We start from the raw sequence: 14722 nt of genomic DNA, 5'->3' as shown, positions 1-14722 counted from the left end.
GCTCTCGCCGATCGTCACGATGTCCGTGCCCTCCTCCTGGTCGGACGCTTCTCGCTGGGGCGCTGCACCGCCTCGCCGGCCTCGATCATCGCGTCCCGGCGCCTGGCGCCGAACTCCGCCAGCGCCTCGGCCAGCTTGTGCACCGACGGCTCCGGCGCCATGACGTCCACCCGCAGCCCGTGCTCCTCGGCGGTCTTCGCCGTCGCCGGACCGATGCAGGCGATGACCGTCACGTTGTGCGGCTTGCCCGCGATCCCGACGAGGTTGCGGACGGTGGAGGAGGAGGTGAACAGCACGGCGTCGAACCCGCCGCCCTTGATCGCCTCCCGCGTCTCGGCCGGCGGCGGCGAGGCGCGCACCGTCCGGTAGGCGGTGACGTCGTCGACCTCCCAGCCCAGTTCGATCAGACCCGCCACCAGCGTCTCGGTGGCGATGTCGGCGCGCGGCAGGAAGACGCGGTCGATCGGGTCGAAGACCGGGTCGTAGGGCGGCCAGTCCTCCAGGAGCCCGGCCGCGGACTGCTCGCCGCTGGGCACCAGGTCGGGCTTGACGCCGAAGTCGACCAGCGCCTTCGCGGTCTGGTCGCCGACGGCCGCGACCTTGATCCCGGCGAAGGCTCGGGCGTCCAGGCCGTACTCCTCGAACTTCTCGCGCACCGCCCTGACGGCGTTGACCGAGGTGAAGGCGATCCACTCGTAGCGGCCGGTGACCAGGCCCTTGACCGCGCGCTCCATCTGCTGCGGGGTGCGCGGGGGCTCCACGGCGATGGTGGGCACCTCGCTGGGCACCGCGCCGTAGGAGCGCAGCTGGTCGGAGAGCGAGGCGGCCTGCTCCTTGGTGCGGGGCACCAGCACCTGCCAGCCGAACAGCGGCTTGGACTCGAACCACGCGAGCCGGTCGCGCTGAGCGGCGGCGCTGAGCTCGCCGACCACGGCTATCGCCGGCCGGGAGCCGTTCGCCGCGGGCAGCACCTTGGCGGCCTTGAGGGTCTGGGCGATGGAGCCCAGCGTCGCCGTCCAGGTGCGCTGCCGGGTGGTGGTGCCGTCGACGGTGACGGTCAGCGGGGTGTCGGGCTTGCGGCCCGCGGTGACCAGCTCGGCGGCGGTGGCGGCGACCGTCTCCAGGGTCGTGGAGACCACGAGGGTGGCGTCGCTGGCGCCGACCTCGTTCCACGCCTGGGCGTCGGCGGTCCGAGCGTCCAGGAAGCGCACGTCCGCGCCGTGACCGTTGCGCAGCGGCACACCCGCGTAGGCGGGGACCCCGACCGCGTTGGCGATGCCCGGCACGACCTCGAAGGTGACGCCCTCGGAGGCGCAGGCCAGCATCTCGCTCGCCGCGTCCGCGTCGAGGCCGGGGTCGCCGGCGACCGCACGGACGACCCGCTTGCCGCCCCGCACGGCCCTCATGACAAGATTTACGGCATCGTCGGCACCCGCGGATGCTGTTGACGTGTCGTCACCTGCCGTCTGGAGCGGGGTGTCGACACCTGCCCGCACGTGCGCCCGCACGACGTCGTACACCTGCGGGTCGGCGACCAGTACATCGGCCTGCGCCAGCGCCTCGACGGCGCGAAGCGTCAGCAGTCCCGGGTCCCCGGGCCCGGCACCGAGGAAGGTGACGTGCCCGTGGGTGCCGTACGAGTGATCGGTGGTGGGGTTCAATGTGCTCGCTCCCCCATCAGACCGGCCGCGCCCTTGGCGAGCATCTCGTCGGCGAGTTCGCGCCCCATGGCCTGGGCCAGGGAGAGGAGCTCACCGTCGGACGCCGGTACGCGACCGGTGGTGGACAACTGCACCAGTGTGGCGCCGTCGGTCGTGCCGACGACACCGCGCAGGCGCAGTTCGGTGACATCCTGCCCTGCCGCCGGGAAGTCGGCCAGTGCGCCGACGGGCGCACTGCAACCGGCTTCCAGAGCGGAGAGCAGGGTTCGCTCGGCGGTCACGGCGACCCGCGTGCGCGGGTCGTCGAGCTCGGCGAGCAGGGCTGCGAGGTCGGGGCGCGAGGCCGCGCACTCGACGGCCAGCGCCCCCTGGCCGGGTGCGGGCAGCACCGCGCCGGGGTCGAGCAGTTCGGTGGCCTCGCCGATCAGGCCGACGCGCCTGAGACCGGCGGCGGCGAGGACGACCGCGTCCAGTTCGCCGGAGCGCACGTATCCGATGCGGGTGTCGACGTTGCCCCGGATCGGCACGATCTCCACATCCCGGCCCAGCGACCGGGCCCAGGCGGCCAGCTGCGCCATGCGGCGCGGCGAACCGGTGCCGACCCGCGCCCCGTCGGGCAGTTCCTCGAAGGTGAGGCCGTCGCGGGCGACCAGCGCGTCACGGGGGTCCTCCCGGGCGGGCACGGCCGCCAGCGCGAGCTGCTCCGGCTGGTCGGTGGGAAGGTCCTTCAGCGAGTGAACGGCGAAGTCGATCTCGCCGCCGAGCAGCGCGTCGCGCAGCGCGGAGACGAAGACCCCTGTGCCGCCGATCCGGGCGAGGTGCTCACGGGAGACGTCGCCGAAGGTGGTGATCTCCACCAGCTCGACGGGCCTGCCGGTGAGCCGCCGGACGCGCTCGGCCACCTGCCCGGACTGGGCCATGGCGAGTCGGCTGCGGCGGGTGCCCAGCTTCAGCGGCTGGGGTGCGTTGGTGCTCATTGCCGCTCCTGTTCGGGGTTACTGACGGCCGCCACGGTCTGCGGGTCGAGGTCGAAGAGCTCTCGCAGCGCGTCGGCGTATCCGGCGCCGCCCGGTTCGCCGGCGAGCTGCTTGACGCGCACGGTCGGCGCGTGCAGCAGCTTGTCGACGACCCGGCGCACGGTCTGGGTGATCTCGGCGCGCTGTTTGGCGTCGAGTCCGGGGAGGCGCCCGTCCAGGCGCGCCATCTCGGCCGCGACGACGTCGGCGGCCATGGCGCGCAGCGCGACCACGGTGGGCGTGATCGTCGCGGCCCGCTGGGCCGCACCGAAGGCCGCGACCTCGTCGGCGACGATGCCGCGCACCTTGTCGACGTCCGCGGCCATGGGCGCGTCGGCGGAGGCCTCGGCCAGCGACTCGATGTCCACCAACCGTACGCCTTCCAGGCGGTGCGCGGCGGCGTCGATGTCACGGGGCATGGCCAGGTCGAGCAGCGCCATCGGCTCCTCGCGGGAGCCATGGGCTCGCGCACGCGCGGTGAGCGCGGCCGACAGGTCGCCGGCCGTCAGCACCAGCCCGGTGGCCCCGGTGCAGGAGACGGCGACGTCCGCGTGCGGGAGCTCGGCGGGTATCTCGTGGACGGGCACGGCGCGCGCGGTGAGCCCGCCGCCGTGGAGCCCGGCGGCCAGGCGGCGGGCGCGCTCCAGCGTCCTGTTGGCGATCACCAGTTCGGTGACGCCGGCGCGTGCGAGCACCGTGGCGGCCAGGGAGGACATCGAGCCGGCGCCGATCACCAGGGCGCGCCGACCGCGTGCCCACTCGGCGACCGGGCGCCCGGCCGCGAGCTGCTCCAGGCCGAAGGTGACCAGGGACTGCCCGGCCCGGTCGATGCCGGTCTCGCTGTGCGCCCGCTTGCCGACCCGCAGCGCCTGCTGGAACAGGTCGTTCATCAGCCGCCCGGCGGTGTGCTGGTCCTGCGCCACGGCCAGCGCGTCCTTGATCTGGCCGAGGATCTGCCCCTCGCCGACGACCATCGAGTCCAGCCCGCAGGCCACCGAGAACAGGTGGTGGACGGCCCGGTCCTCGTAGTGGACGTACAGGTACGGGGTCAGCTCCTCCAGGTCGACGCCGCTGTAGCGGGCCAGCAGGGAGGACAGCTCGGCGACGCCGGCGTGGAACTTGTCGACGTCGGCGTAGAGCTCGGTGCGGTTGCAGGTGGAGAGCACCGCCGCCTCGGAGGCGGGCTCGGCTCCGACCGCGTCCTGCAGGAGCTTGCCGCGCACCTCGGGCGCCAGCGAGGCCCTCTCCAGGACACTCACCGGTGCGCTGCGGTGGCTCAGCCCCACTACCAGCAGACTCATGTGCCTCCCCCGCTCCGCTCGGACCGCGCGGCGTACGGTGCGCGCGTGACGCGTCTCACGGTCGCTCGTTCGTTCATGCGGGCATCACGGCGGGCACGTCCCCGTCAGGCCCCGGTTCGGTTCCCTCGCCGCGGCGGCGCACGGCCGCGGCGGGCGGTGCCGCGGGCGGGGTGGTGTCCGCACCGCCCTCGCCGGGCGCCTCCTCACCGGCCTTGCGCTGCTCGTGGAAGGCGAGGATCTGCAGTTCTATGGAGAGGTCGACCTTGCGCACGTCCACCCCGTCGGGCACGGACAGCACGGTCGGCGCGAAGTTGAGGATGGAGGTCACCCCGGCGGCCACGAGCCGGTCGCAGACCTGCTGCGCGGCTCCGGCGGGGGTGGCGATGACGCCGATGGAGACGCCGTTCTCCTCGATGATCGTCTCGAGTTCGTCGGTGTGCTGCACCGGTATGCCCGCGACCGGCTTTCCGGCCATCGACGGGTCCGCGTCGATCAGTGCGGCGACCCTGAAGCCCCTGGAGGCGAAGCCGCCGTAGTTGGCGAGCGCGGCGCCCAGGTTTCCGATGCCGACGATCACGACGGGCCAGTCCTGTGTCAGGCCCAGCTCGCGGGAGATCTGGTAGACGAGGTACTCGACGTCGTAGCCCACACCGCGCGTGCCGTACGAGCCGAGGTAGGAGAAGTCCTTGCGCAGCTTGGCGGAGTTGACGCCGGCGGCGGCCGCCAGCTCCTCCGAGGAGACCGTGGGCACCGAGCGCTCGGAGAGCGCGGTGAGCGCCCGCAGGTACAGCGGAAGCCGGGCGACGGTGGCCTCGGGGATCCCTCGGCTACGGGTCGCCGGTCGGTGTGTTCGGCCAGTTGCCACGGTGCTCCTGCCGTCTGAGCGGAACGGTGAGCGGCCCCGCTGGACACCCGCTGGACATGCGTCCGGACCGCTCCGTCCCGCCCAGGCTATGTCTTTGTGAACGTGTGCACAAAGACGGTGTCCGCTTTGTCCGGCCAAAGTGACCGGTGCCACACGCGCCGCACGGAACCGGATCCCGCCCGGAACGCCTCCCACGTATACGCCCGTCGGCCGTGGGACGCCTCGAGGAGCGGTCGAGACGCGGCCGGACCCCCGCCGCGGGCCCGCCGGCGGCGGCTGCGGATCACCCCTCCAGCGCCGCGCGCAGCCGCCTCGGGTCCACCCGCCAGAAGTCGTGCTGCGCGCCGTCCACGAGCACCACCGGGATCTGCTCCCAGTAACGGCGGTACAGCTCCTCGTCCTGCGTGATGTCCTTCTCCTCCCAGCGCGCGCCCAGTTGCGCGCACACCTCGCTGACCACCGCGCGGGCGTCGTCGCACAGATGGCACCCGGGTTTGCCGATGAGCGTGACGGTCTTCATGACCGCCATTGTGCCGCCGCGCCCGGTCCCCGCCACTCTTCCCGCCGCCTCCCCGCCACGTCCTCGCCCGTCCCCCGGCCCGGTCCGGAACGCGCTTTCCCCGGTTGGCGCAGTCACCGCCCTGCCGACACCCCTCCGTCACCGGAACCCCACGGAACACTGGCTATGCTCGCGGCATGGCCGCACTTGGATGGCTCGTTCCCCGCAGGCGTTCGGCGACGGCTCGCAGCGTTCTCGCAGGCGAGGCCGCCGCCGAGGCGGCGCGCAAGACCTCGCGGGAGGTCGACGCGCTCGCCCCCGGCGAGGCGGGGAAACCGGCGGAGCCGGAGTTCCCGGTCCACGGGGACACCAGGGCCGCGGCCTTCTTCGACCTGGACAACACGATCATGCAGGGCGCGGCCCTGTTCCACTTCGGCCGCGGCCTGTACAAGCGGAAGTTCTTCCACAAGCGCGAACTGTTCCGCTTCGCCTGGCAGCAGGCCTGGTTCCGGCTCGCGGGCTCGGAGAACGCCGAGCACATGCAGGACGCCCGCGACAGCGCGCTGTCCATCGTCAAGGGCCACCGCGTCTCGGAGCTGATGGAGATCGGCGAGGAGATCTACGACGAGTACATGGCCGGCCGGATCTGGCCGGGCACCCGCGCGCTCGCCCAGGCGCACCTGGACGCGGGCCAGAAGGTGTGGCTGGTCACCGCCGCTCCCGTGGAGACCGCCACGATCATCGCCCGCAGACTGGGGCTGACCGGCGCCCTGGGTACGGTCGCCGAGTCCGTCGACGGCGTCTACACCGGGCGCCTGGTCGGCGAGCCGCTGCACGGTCCGGCGAAGGCGGAGGCGGTGCGCGCGCTGGCCGCCGCCGAGGACCTGGACCTCTCCCGCTGCGCCGCCTACAGCGACTCGGCCAACGACATCCCGATGCTCTCGCTGGTCGGGCACCCGTACGCCATCAACCCCGACAGCAGGCTGCGCGCCCACGCGCGCGAGCGGGGCTGGCGGCTGCGCGACTACCGGACCGGCAGGAAGGCCGCGAAGGTGGGCATCCCGGCCGCGGCCGGGGTGGGCGCGGTGGCCGGAGGCGCCGCCGCGGCCATGGCGATCCAGCGCCGCCGCCGCTGAAGCCGCGCCGAAGCCGCCTCCGAGCAGTCGCACCGGTCGCCAGTTCGGTCGGAAACCACTCCCGGCCACAAGCGAACCGCCGATTCGATCGGAAAGCGACACGAACCGATCGCATCGGCACCCCGGTTCGCCGTCCGGGCAACCGCAAACGCGTAACAGAGCAAACCTAACCGGCGATTTCGGCGACTAGGTGTAGCACGGTCTGTACGAAGCGTTATTCTCCTCAGACGCAATCCGGTGTCCACACGCCCTTGTGACGGGCGGACGGTCCCGCACTGCACGTGATGGAAGCTCTGCCTCTGGGAGTCCCGTGTACCCACACGTCGGGGTTGACGCCTCGGGCCTGGCTGCGCTGCGCACGCTGGTCATCGACCAGCTGCGCGTCCTCGTCCCCCCCGCGCACGCCGTCCCCGCCCTCGCCGCACCTGTCCCCGCAGGCCCCGTCTACGCCCTGGCCGAGGGAGCCGCCGGCACCGCCGCGGTGGGCCGGCGCACGCGCGCCGCGGCCGCCCCGGGCGCCGCCCGGCGTCCGGTCGACGGCGACAGCCGCCGCATGATGGACCTCGTCGAACGCGCCCAGGGCGGCGAGGCCGAGGCCTTCGGGCGCCTCTACGACCAGTACTCCGACACCGTCTACCGCTACATCTACTACCGCGTCGGCGGCCGGGCCACGGCCGAGGACCTCACCAGCGAGACGTTCCTGCGCGCCCTGCGCCGGATCGGCACCTTCACCTGGCAGGGCCGGGACTTCGGCGCCTGGCTGGTCACCATCGCGCGCAACCTGGTGGCGGACCACTTCAAGTCGAGCCGCTTCCGCCTCGAGGTGACCACCGGCGAGATGCTCGACGCCAACGAGGTGGAGCGCAGCCCGGAGGACTCGGTCCTGGAGTCCCTCTCCAACGCCGCCCTGCTGGACGCCGTCCGCCGGCTCAACCCGCAGCAGCAGGAGTGCGTGACGCTCCGCTTCCTGCAGGGTCTGTCGGTCGCCGAGACCGCGCGGGTCATGGGGAAGAACGAGGGCGCGATCAAAACCCTCCAGTACCGGGCGGTACGGACCCTGGCCCGGCTGCTGCCGGAGGACAGCCGATGACATGCGGTGACGTGCGGTGACGTTCCGTTTCGCGGCGGTCGGCAGGGCGATCGCGCCCCCGCCGGGGCGTAACCCCGTCGGCCGGTGGTCGTTGTGCGGTTTGCAGACTCCCCGCGGCCCGTCGCGTCCGGACTGCGGCGCCCGAGCCGCCGCTCCCGTACGGCCGTGCAACCCTCCTGTGGGGCAGGGAGTCGACTGTGCTGACGAGAGGAGGTGCCGCCCGTGATGGGAGCCGTATCGCCGAGCCGGCGGGCAAACGCCTTCGCCCAGGCCCTCGACGAGCGCGAGTCCGAGGGTGCGGCGGCCGAACGGTCCGGGGGCGGGCCCCCCGAAGTCCCGGCCGGGAAGGCGGAGAGGACGGAGGCCGGACCGACGGGCGGGCCGTCCGACGAGCGCACGGCGCTGCTGTCGCTGGCCGACAGGCTCGACGCCCTGCCGAAACCGGCGATGGACCCCGACGTCAAGGCCGCCCAGCGGGCACAGCTCCTCGCAGCCGTGGAGAACGCCTTCGCCGGGAGCGGCGAGGGCGCCTCGGTCCCCGGACCGCGCTCCGCCCGCACGGAGCGCGGCGGGGCCCACCGGGCCTCTCCGCGGAGCCCGTTGAGCAGACTGCGCCCGAGAACGAGACTCACCAAGGGGCTGGCTGCGGGCGGCCTGGGCTTCGGGGTCGCGGCGGGCGCCCTCAGTGGAGCCGCCGTGGCCAGCACCGACGCCCTGCCCGGCGACACCCTCTACGGCCTCAAACTCGGCATGGAGGACCTCAGACTCGGCATGGCGGGCGACGAGGCCGACCGCGGCGAGGTCCATCTGGACCACGCCTCCACACGGTTGAACGAGGCCCGGCGCCTGCTGGAGCGCGGCCGGTCGGGCCCGCTGGACCACGAGTCGCTCGGCGACATCCGCAGGACGCTCTCCCACATGCGCGACGACGTCTCCGAGGGCCACCGGCTGCTCAGCCAGGCCTACGAGCGCGAGGGCGAGATCGCGCCGATCCGCTCGCTGTCGTCCTTCTCCCGGTCCCACCGCGCCAAGTGGGACGAGGTGCGCGCGGGTCTTCCCGTCCAGCTCACCGACGTGGGCGACGAGGTCAGTTCGCTCTTCGACGCCATAGAGGACGAAGTCGGCCCGCTCAGGCCCCTGCTGGACTCCGCGCAGGAGGACACGGACTCCGCCGCCGACACCGACCGCGGCGACCGGCCGGGCGCCGGCCGTACGGACCGGCCGTCGTCACCCGTGCCCGGCGAGAGCGGTGCGGACGGCGAGGAGGAAGACGACCGGGGCGGCGAACGGCAGCCCAGCCCGTCCGGCTCGTCCGGCTCCACCGACCCGGACGGGGAGAGGCTTCTGCCCGACCCCGGCGATCTGCTGGAGCCCTCCCCCGGCGAGGGCGGCGCGTCGAAGACACCGGACGGTGCCCCCCGGCTCCCCGAACCGGACATCACCATCCCGCCGCTCCTCCCGAACCTCCTGCCGGGGCTGGGCATCGAGGCGGGCGACGACTCCGACTGACGGACGGGCGGCCGGTGTCCGCAGGGGCACCGGCCGCCCGGGGCGCACTCCGTGGGAACTCGTACCGCGGAGCGCGTTCCCACAGGGCGCGTGCCCGCGGAGCACCGCTCAGAAGAACACCGAACGCCGCCTCACCAGCAGCCGGTAGAGGGTGTGCTGGATCGTCTCGCGCACCTGGTCGGTGAGGTTGAACATCAGCATCGGATCGTCGACCGCCTCCGGCGGATAGTCGTCCATCGGGACCGGCTCGCCGAACTGGATCGTCCACTTCGTCGGCAGCGGCACCATCCCCAGCGGCCCCAGCCAGGGGAAGGTGGGCGTGATGGGGAAGTACGGGATGCCCAGCAGCCGCGCCAGCGTCCTGAAGTCGCCCACCATCGGGTAGATCTCCTCCGCCCCGACGATCGAGCACGGCACGATCGGCACCCCTGCCCGCAGCGCCGTGGAGACGAAGCCGCCGCGTCCGAAGCGCTGGAGCTTGTAGCGCTCGGAGAACGGTTTCCCCAGCCCCTTGAAGCCCTCCGGCATCACGCCGACGATCTCGCCCCGCTCCAGCAGCCGCTGGGCGTCCTCCGTGCACGCCAGGGTGTGCCCGGCCTTCCGGGCCAGCTCGTTGACGACCGGCAGCATGAAGACCAGATCGGCCGCCAGCAGCCGCAGGGCCCGCTCCGCCGGATGGTGGTCGTGCACGGCGACCTGGAGCATCAGCGCGTCCAGCGGCAGGGTTCCGGAGTGGTTGGCGACCACCAGCGCGCCGCCCTCGGAGGGGATGTTCTCGATGCCGAGCACCTCGACCCGGAAGTACTTCTCGTACACCGGCCGGAGCGCCGACAGCAGCACGTGCTCGGTGAGGTCGGCGTCGTAACCGAACTCGTCGACCTCGTACTCCCCGGTGATCCGCCGCCGCAGGAAGGCCAGCCCCTCGGCGATCCTGCGGTCCCAGTCGCCCCGGTCCGCCCGGTCCTCCCGCCGCGTCCCCGGAGCGCTCCCCGGGCCGGCCTGTGAATCGGCACCGGGCACGGCCGCGAGCGGCGGCTGCGCGCCGCCCCGGTCCTCCTCCTGGCCGGTACGGCCGCCGTCGCCCCCCGTACGGCGTCCGCCGCCCGCCGCCCGTCCCCGGGCGGTCCGTCCCGGGCCGCCGCGCGACCGGTCGTCGTCGAATGGGATGACCTTGGCGTCAGCCATGGCGGACGACCTCCTCGATACGGTCCACCGCGTGTGCGAGTCTCTCCGGCGGCAGCAGCCCCGGACCCCCTGCGCGCGCGAAGTCGGCGAAGGCTCCGGCCGTGGTGTACCGCGGCTCGAAGCCGAGGACCTCGCGCATCTGCGTGGTCTCCACGACCCTGCCGTGTGTCAGCAGCCGGATCTGCTCGGCCGAGAAGTCCGTGACACCGACCGTGCGCAGCGCCGTCCCCGTCCACCGGATCGCCGGCAGCAGCAGGGGCAGCGTGGGCCGTCCCAGCCGCCGCGCGGCCTGGGACAGCAGCAGTACCCCGTCACCGGCGATGTTGAACGTCCCCGCGTTGAGCGTGCCGCGCCGCGGCTCCCCGGCCGACAGCCGCAGCACCTCGACGACGTCGTCCTCGTGGACGAACTGCAGCCGCGGGTCGTATCCGAGGACGGTCGGCAGCACCGGCAGCCGGAAGTACTCCGCGAGCGGGGTTTCCGCGCCGGGGCCGAGGATGTTGGCGAAGCGCAGCACGGTCACCGCCACGTCGGGGCGGCGGCGGGCGAACCCGCGCACGTACTCCTCGACCTCCACGATGTCCTTGGTGAAGCCGCCGCCGGGCAGCGCCTTGGCCGGCGTGGTCTCGGTGAACACCGCCGGATCGCGGGACGAGGAGCCGTAGACGTTCGTGCTGGACTTCACCACCACCCGCCGCACGGACGGCGCCTTCTGGCACGCGCCCAGGAGCTGCATGGTGCCGATGACGTTGGTCTCCTTGACCGACGCGCGGGTGCCGGGCAGGAGCTGCACCCCGCTGACGTCCAGGTGCACGACGGTGTCCACACCGTGCTCGGCCAGTACCCCGGCGACCGAGGGCTGCCGGATGTCGGCGCGGACGAACTCCGCCCCGCCGAGGTGGTGTCCGGGCGGCACGGCGTCCACCCCGACGACCCGGTCGACATCGGGCTCGCGCAGGATCCGCCGTACGAAGCGCCCGCCGAGCCGGCGGGCGACGCCAGTGACGAGCACGACCTTGCCCAACGTTGCTCCCTCTCAGCGTGCGGCGGAGCGCCTCCGGGAGGCCTGCCACGGGCCCCGGCGGCCCTCCGTGTTCCTCGCCGTTCCCCACCGTTCCTCACGGCCTGGTCCCAGACCGGTTGCGGGCGGTCCGCGGCCACCGTATCGGCTGGCCGCCGCTCCACGGCGGAACGCCACCGCCCTCCCACCGACACGGCGGTGGGAGGGCGGTGGTCAGTGTGCGGCGCGCCCGCTCACTTCTTGTTGCGGCGCTGAACGCGCGTGCGCTTGAGCAGCTTGCGGTGCTTCTTCTTGGCCATCCGCTTGCGCCGCTTCTTGATAACAGAGCCCACGACTTACCCTCGCTCACTTCGTCACTCGGTGCGGGGCGTCCGAGCCCACACGACCTACGTCGGCCCAGCCTACCCGGCGCCGGGTAGTGCTCGTGACACAAGGGGGCCACAAGCCCGTCGTTCCGCGGTTACGCGCTCTTCTCCGCCTCCACGTACGACTCGCGGAGGTACTCGTGGACGGCCTGCTCCGGCACCCGGAAGGACCTGCCCACCCGGATCGCCGGCAGATGACCGCTGTGCACCAGGCGGTACACGGTCATCTTGGACACTCGCATCACCGAGGCGACTTCCGCCACGGTCAGGAACACGACCTCGTTCAGAGGCCTCTCGGCAGCAGCCATGTCACACCTGAACCTTCCGCACATGTCGGGCACCGGCTTCCCCTCCGGTGTCTCCTGCTCGCATGCGCGCTCCTCCCCAGATTAGGGGCGGGTGATGCGAGTGGGGAAGAGGAGTAGCCATCAGTCTCTCAATGTGACAGACGGGAACGATTGGGCACATAGCACACAGGCGGACGGTGACCGCATGACACCGAGGAGTCACGTACCGGAACAGCCGCCGACGCCGCCCGCCCGGCCGGGCGGCGGACGCCGCAGGGCCGCCCCCGTCCACCGGCTCGACGCCCCGGCACCCGGCTGACCTGCCCCGCTGCCCGTTCACGGCCCCCGGCCGCCGGCTCCGCCGCGGTCCCGGCCACCACCGCGGCGGCGAGGACCGCACGCCCGGGGAAGGGCGAGTGGGGGCGTACGCCCGGCGCACCGGGCGACAGGTGCGCTCCCTCCGTCCGGGCCAGCGCGACCCTCCGCAAGCACCGACGGGCCGGTGGACGTACCCCGAACCGGGTCGCCATGTCGACACATCTCCCCTGCGCCGATACGAGAACGGGAGGTCGTCCCGCCTACAGGGCACCGGACGGGGAGCGTAGGAATCCGTGAGCCGGCCGGGTGCGCCCAGCCGGCCCGACTGTGCCGGGACACGGCTGCGAGCCCGGTTCGGGGCCCGCCCGCGACCGTGTCCCGCGGCGGCTCAGGGCAGCAGCCCGTGCGCCGGATACACCGAGCGCCGCGCGGCCAGCACCGCCTGGTCCAGGGCGCTCGCCGGGTCGTAACCCGCCTCCCACTCCGACCACACCGGCTCGCGCCCGTCCGTCATCCGCCGCGGCGCGTCCTGCCGGGTGTGCGCGTACACCTGCCGCCGCCAGTCCTCCGGAATCATGGTCTTCGGCGCGATCGGCTCGCCCGCCGCGATCGCCACCAGATGCGTCCAGGCGCGCGGTACGACGTCGACCACCGCGTAACCGCCCCCGCCGAGCGCGACCCAGCGTCCCTCCGCGTACTCGTGCGCCCAGTCGTGGCAGGCCTCGGCGGCCGCCCGCTGCGCGTCGACGGTCACCGCCAGATGCGCCAGGGGGTCCTCGATGTGCGTGTCGGCGCCGTGCTGGGTCACCAGCACCTGCGGACGGAAGGAACGCAGCAGTTCCGGCACCACCGCGTGCAGCGCCCGCAGCCATCCGCCGTCGGACGTGCCGGGCGGGACGGCGATGTTGACCGCGCTTCCCTCCGCCTTCTCCCCGCCGGTCTCCTCCGGCCAGCCGGTGCCGGGGAAGAGCATGCGCGGGTGCTCGTGCAGCGACACCGTCATCACCCGCGGATCGTCCCAGAAGGCCGCCTGGACGCCGTCCCCGTGGTGGACGTCGATGTCCACGTAGGCCACCCGTTCGGCGCCCAGCTCCAGCAGCCGGGCAATGGCCAGGGAGGCGTCGTTGTAGACACAGAAGCCGGCCGCGCCGCCCGGCATCGCGTGGTGCAGTCCGCCGGCGAAGTTCACGCCGTGGAGGACGTCCCCCCGCCACACCGCCTCGGCGGCACCGACCGACTGCCCGGCGATCAGCGCCGAGACCTCGTGCATACGCTCGAAGGCCGGGTCGTCCTCGGTCCCGATGCCGTACGACCCGTCCGCCGCCCGGGGGTCCGCGGAGATCCGGCGCACGGTGTCGATGTAGTCGGAACGGTGCACGAGCCTGAGCGTGGAGTCGCCCGCGGACGCCGCGGCCACCACCTTCAGCCCGGAGGCGCGGGGCAGCCCGAACGCCTCGACGAGTTCCATGGTCAGCCTCAGGCGCACCGGGTCCATCGGGTGCCCGGGCCCGAAGTCGTATCCGGTGACCGCCTCGTCCCACATCAACTGTGCGCCGCCGCTCATACCGGCCACCGTATCGGGCGGCCCGAGGAGCCACACGGCCGCCCACACCGCCGCGAACGGACAGTCCGGCCGCCCGGGCGCCTCCCCGCCCGGCCCAGGCCGTCTCAGGCCAGGAGGAGTGCGGGCAGTTCGTCCATGGCGGAGAACAACGCCACCGCCCCCGGCAGCCTCTCCGCCGGCGTCATGGCGGTGAACCCGTACACGTCCATCCCCGCCGCGACGGCCGCCCGCACGCCCAGAGGACTGTCCTCGACCACGGCACAGCGCTCGGGTGGCACCCCCATCACCTCCGCGGCGTGGAGGAAGAGATCCGGTGCGGGCTTTCCCCGCCCGACGTCCTGCGCGCTGAAGACACGCTTCTCCCCGAACCGCTCGTACAGCCCGGTCCTCCCCAGCGCCACTCTTATCCGCTCATGACTGCCGGACGAAGCCACGCAGTACGGCACGTTTTCGGTGTCGAGCTTCCGCAACACCTCGCCCACACCGGGGACGGGCAGCAGATCACGCCGGAAGGCGTCGAAGACCCGGCCGTGGAAGACGGCGTCGAAGTCGTGGGGCAGGCGCTGCCCCGAGCGCTCCAGGATCAGATCGTGAATCCGGTGCATGGCGGAGCCCATGTAGTCCCGGATGGACTCCTCATAGGTGGTCGGATGCCCCAGTTCCGTCAGGTAGGCCGCGAGAATCCGGTTGGATATCGGCTCGCTGTCCACCAGGACACCGTCGTTGTCGAAGATCACCAGGTCATAACGCATAGGCCACCCAACCCGAACACACGAAAGGTCCCGTAAACGCGAGAATGCCCTGCCGGGAACCCGGCAGGGCATTCTCTTCACATTTTGTTCGGCGGCGTCCTACTCTCCCACACGGTCCCCCATGCAGTACCATCGGCGCTGAGAGGCTTAGCT

The 14722-nt window shown here is 72.8% G+C and carries 14 protein-coding genes; 3 read left to right on the top strand and 11 right to left on the bottom strand.

Annotated elements, in window-relative coordinates; translation table 11 throughout:
* Positions 1–14: 14 nt before the first annotated feature.
* The 5 genes from L7D48_RS02155 to L7D48_RS02135 all read right to left on the bottom strand — a co-directional run bounded on the left by L7D48_RS02155 (position 15) and on the right by L7D48_RS02135 (position 5372).
* Positions 15–1661, bottom strand: a complete 1647-nt coding sequence (locus tag L7D48_RS02155; RefSeq protein WP_237876823.1) for a bifunctional uroporphyrinogen-III C-methyltransferase/uroporphyrinogen-III synthase — start codon at positions 1659–1661, stop codon at positions 15–17.
* Positions 1658–2638, bottom strand: a complete 981-nt coding sequence (gene hemC, locus L7D48_RS02150) for a hydroxymethylbilane synthase (protein ID WP_237876821.1) — start codon at positions 2636–2638, stop codon at positions 1658–1660. Before hemC ends, L7D48_RS02155 begins: the two co-directional genes overlap by 4 nt.
* On the bottom strand, positions 2635–3978 hold the full coding sequence (locus tag L7D48_RS02145) for a glutamyl-tRNA reductase (protein WP_237876819.1): 1344 nt from the start codon (positions 3976–3978) through the stop codon (positions 2635–2637). The genes hemC and L7D48_RS02145 overlap by 4 nt, the downstream gene beginning before the upstream one ends.
* Before the next feature lie 73 nt (positions 3979–4051).
* Positions 4052–4843 (bottom strand): redox-sensing transcriptional repressor Rex, encoded by a 792-nt coding sequence (locus L7D48_RS02140; RefSeq protein WP_237876817.1) that lies wholly within the window; start codon positions 4841–4843, stop codon positions 4052–4054.
* Between the two features lie 283 nt (positions 4844–5126).
* A complete protein-coding gene (locus tag L7D48_RS02135) occupies positions 5127–5372 on the bottom strand; it encodes a glutaredoxin family protein (protein WP_374490664.1) in 246 nt (81 codons plus the stop codon).
* A gap of 167 nt (positions 5373–5539) precedes the next feature.
* On the opposite strand from L7D48_RS02135, the gene L7D48_RS02130 reads away from it, so the two are divergent.
* The 3 genes from L7D48_RS02130 (at position 5540) to L7D48_RS02120 (ending at position 9077) form a co-directional block, all read left to right on the top strand.
* A complete protein-coding gene (locus tag L7D48_RS02130) occupies positions 5540–6478 on the top strand; it encodes an HAD family phosphatase (RefSeq protein ID WP_093660380.1) in 939 nt (312 codons plus the stop codon).
* A gap of 310 nt (positions 6479–6788) precedes the next feature.
* Complete coding sequence (locus L7D48_RS02125) at positions 6789–7568, top strand: ECF subfamily RNA polymerase sigma factor, BldN family (protein WP_093852038.1); 780 nt, start codon at positions 6789–6791, stop codon at positions 7566–7568.
* Positions 7569–7790: 222 nt separating this feature from the next.
* Positions 7791–9077 carry a DUF5667 domain-containing protein gene (locus L7D48_RS02120; protein ID WP_237876813.1) on the top strand — a complete coding sequence of 429 codons (1287 nt, stop codon included), beginning with the start codon at positions 7791–7793 and terminating at the stop codon, positions 9075–9077.
* 108 nt (positions 9078–9185) lie between these two features.
* Here the strand turns inward: L7D48_RS02120 and L7D48_RS02115 are convergent, their stop codons facing one another.
* The 6 genes from L7D48_RS02115 to L7D48_RS02090 form a co-directional block, all read right to left on the bottom strand.
* Entirely contained in the window at positions 9186–10262 is a 1077-nt protein-coding gene (locus L7D48_RS02115) for a lysophospholipid acyltransferase family protein (protein WP_237876811.1), read from the bottom strand.
* Positions 10255–11286: an NAD-dependent epimerase/dehydratase family protein gene (locus L7D48_RS02110; RefSeq protein ID WP_237876809.1), complete on the bottom strand. Its 1032-nt coding sequence runs from the start codon at positions 11284–11286 to the stop codon at positions 10255–10257. The genes L7D48_RS02115 and L7D48_RS02110 overlap by 8 nt, the downstream gene beginning before the upstream one ends.
* A gap of 230 nt (positions 11287–11516) precedes the next feature.
* Positions 11517–11615, bottom strand: coding sequence for a 30S ribosomal protein bS22 (locus L7D48_RS02105; protein WP_003948845.1), 99 nt, complete (start codon positions 11613–11615; stop codon positions 11517–11519).
* Between the two features lie 128 nt (positions 11616–11743).
* Entirely contained in the window at positions 11744–11956 is a 213-nt protein-coding gene (locus L7D48_RS02100; protein WP_158238993.1) for a helix-turn-helix domain-containing protein, read from the bottom strand.
* A gap of 685 nt (positions 11957–12641) precedes the next feature.
* Positions 12642–13817: an acetoin utilization protein AcuC gene (locus L7D48_RS02095; RefSeq protein WP_237876807.1), complete on the bottom strand. Its 1176-nt coding sequence runs from the start codon at positions 13815–13817 to the stop codon at positions 12642–12644.
* Between the two features lie 104 nt (positions 13818–13921).
* Positions 13922–14569, bottom strand: a complete 648-nt coding sequence (locus L7D48_RS02090; protein WP_237876805.1) for an HAD family phosphatase — start codon at positions 14567–14569, stop codon at positions 13922–13924.
* Between the last annotated feature and the right edge of the window lie 153 nt (positions 14570–14722).

The organism is Streptomyces sp. ICN903 (assembly GCF_022015835.1).
Lineage (GTDB): Bacteria > Actinomycetota > Actinomycetes > Streptomycetales > Streptomycetaceae > Streptomyces > Streptomyces fenghuangensis.
The sequence above is the reverse complement of the archived record's forward strand: the minus strand, read 5'-3'. Positions and strand labels throughout refer to the sequence as shown.

What these genes read in the sequence shown, in the direction of transcription:
- L7D48_RS02090 (WP_237876805.1), bottom strand. Translation starts at nt 14,569, where the DNA reads ATGCGTTATGACCTGGTGATCTTCGACAACGACGGTGTCCTGGTGGAC.
- L7D48_RS02145 (WP_237876819.1), bottom strand. Translation starts at nt 3,978, where the DNA reads ATGAGTCTGCTGGTAGTGGGGCTGAGCCACCGCAGCGCACCGGTGAGT.
- L7D48_RS02130 (WP_093660380.1), top strand. Translation starts at nt 5,540, where the DNA reads ATGGCCGCACTTGGATGGCTCGTTCCCCGCAGGCGTTCGGCGACGGCT.
- hemC (WP_237876821.1), bottom strand. Translation starts at nt 2,638, where the DNA reads ATGAGCACCAACGCACCCCAGCCGCTGAAGCTGGGCACCCGCCGCAGC.
- L7D48_RS02115 (WP_237876811.1), bottom strand. Translation starts at nt 10,262, where the DNA reads ATGGCTGACGCCAAGGTCATCCCATTCGACGACGACCGGTCGCGCGGC.
- L7D48_RS02135 (WP_374490664.1), bottom strand. Translation starts at nt 5,372, where the DNA reads ATGGCGGTCATGAAGACCGTCACGCTCATCGGCAAACCCGGGTGCCAT.
- L7D48_RS02095 (WP_237876807.1), bottom strand. Translation starts at nt 13,817, where the DNA reads ATGAGCGGCGGCGCACAGTTGATGTGGGACGAGGCGGTCACCGGATAC.
- L7D48_RS02100 (WP_158238993.1), bottom strand. Translation starts at nt 11,956, where the DNA reads ATGGCTGCTGCCGAGAGGCCTCTGAACGAGGTCGTGTTCCTGACCGTG.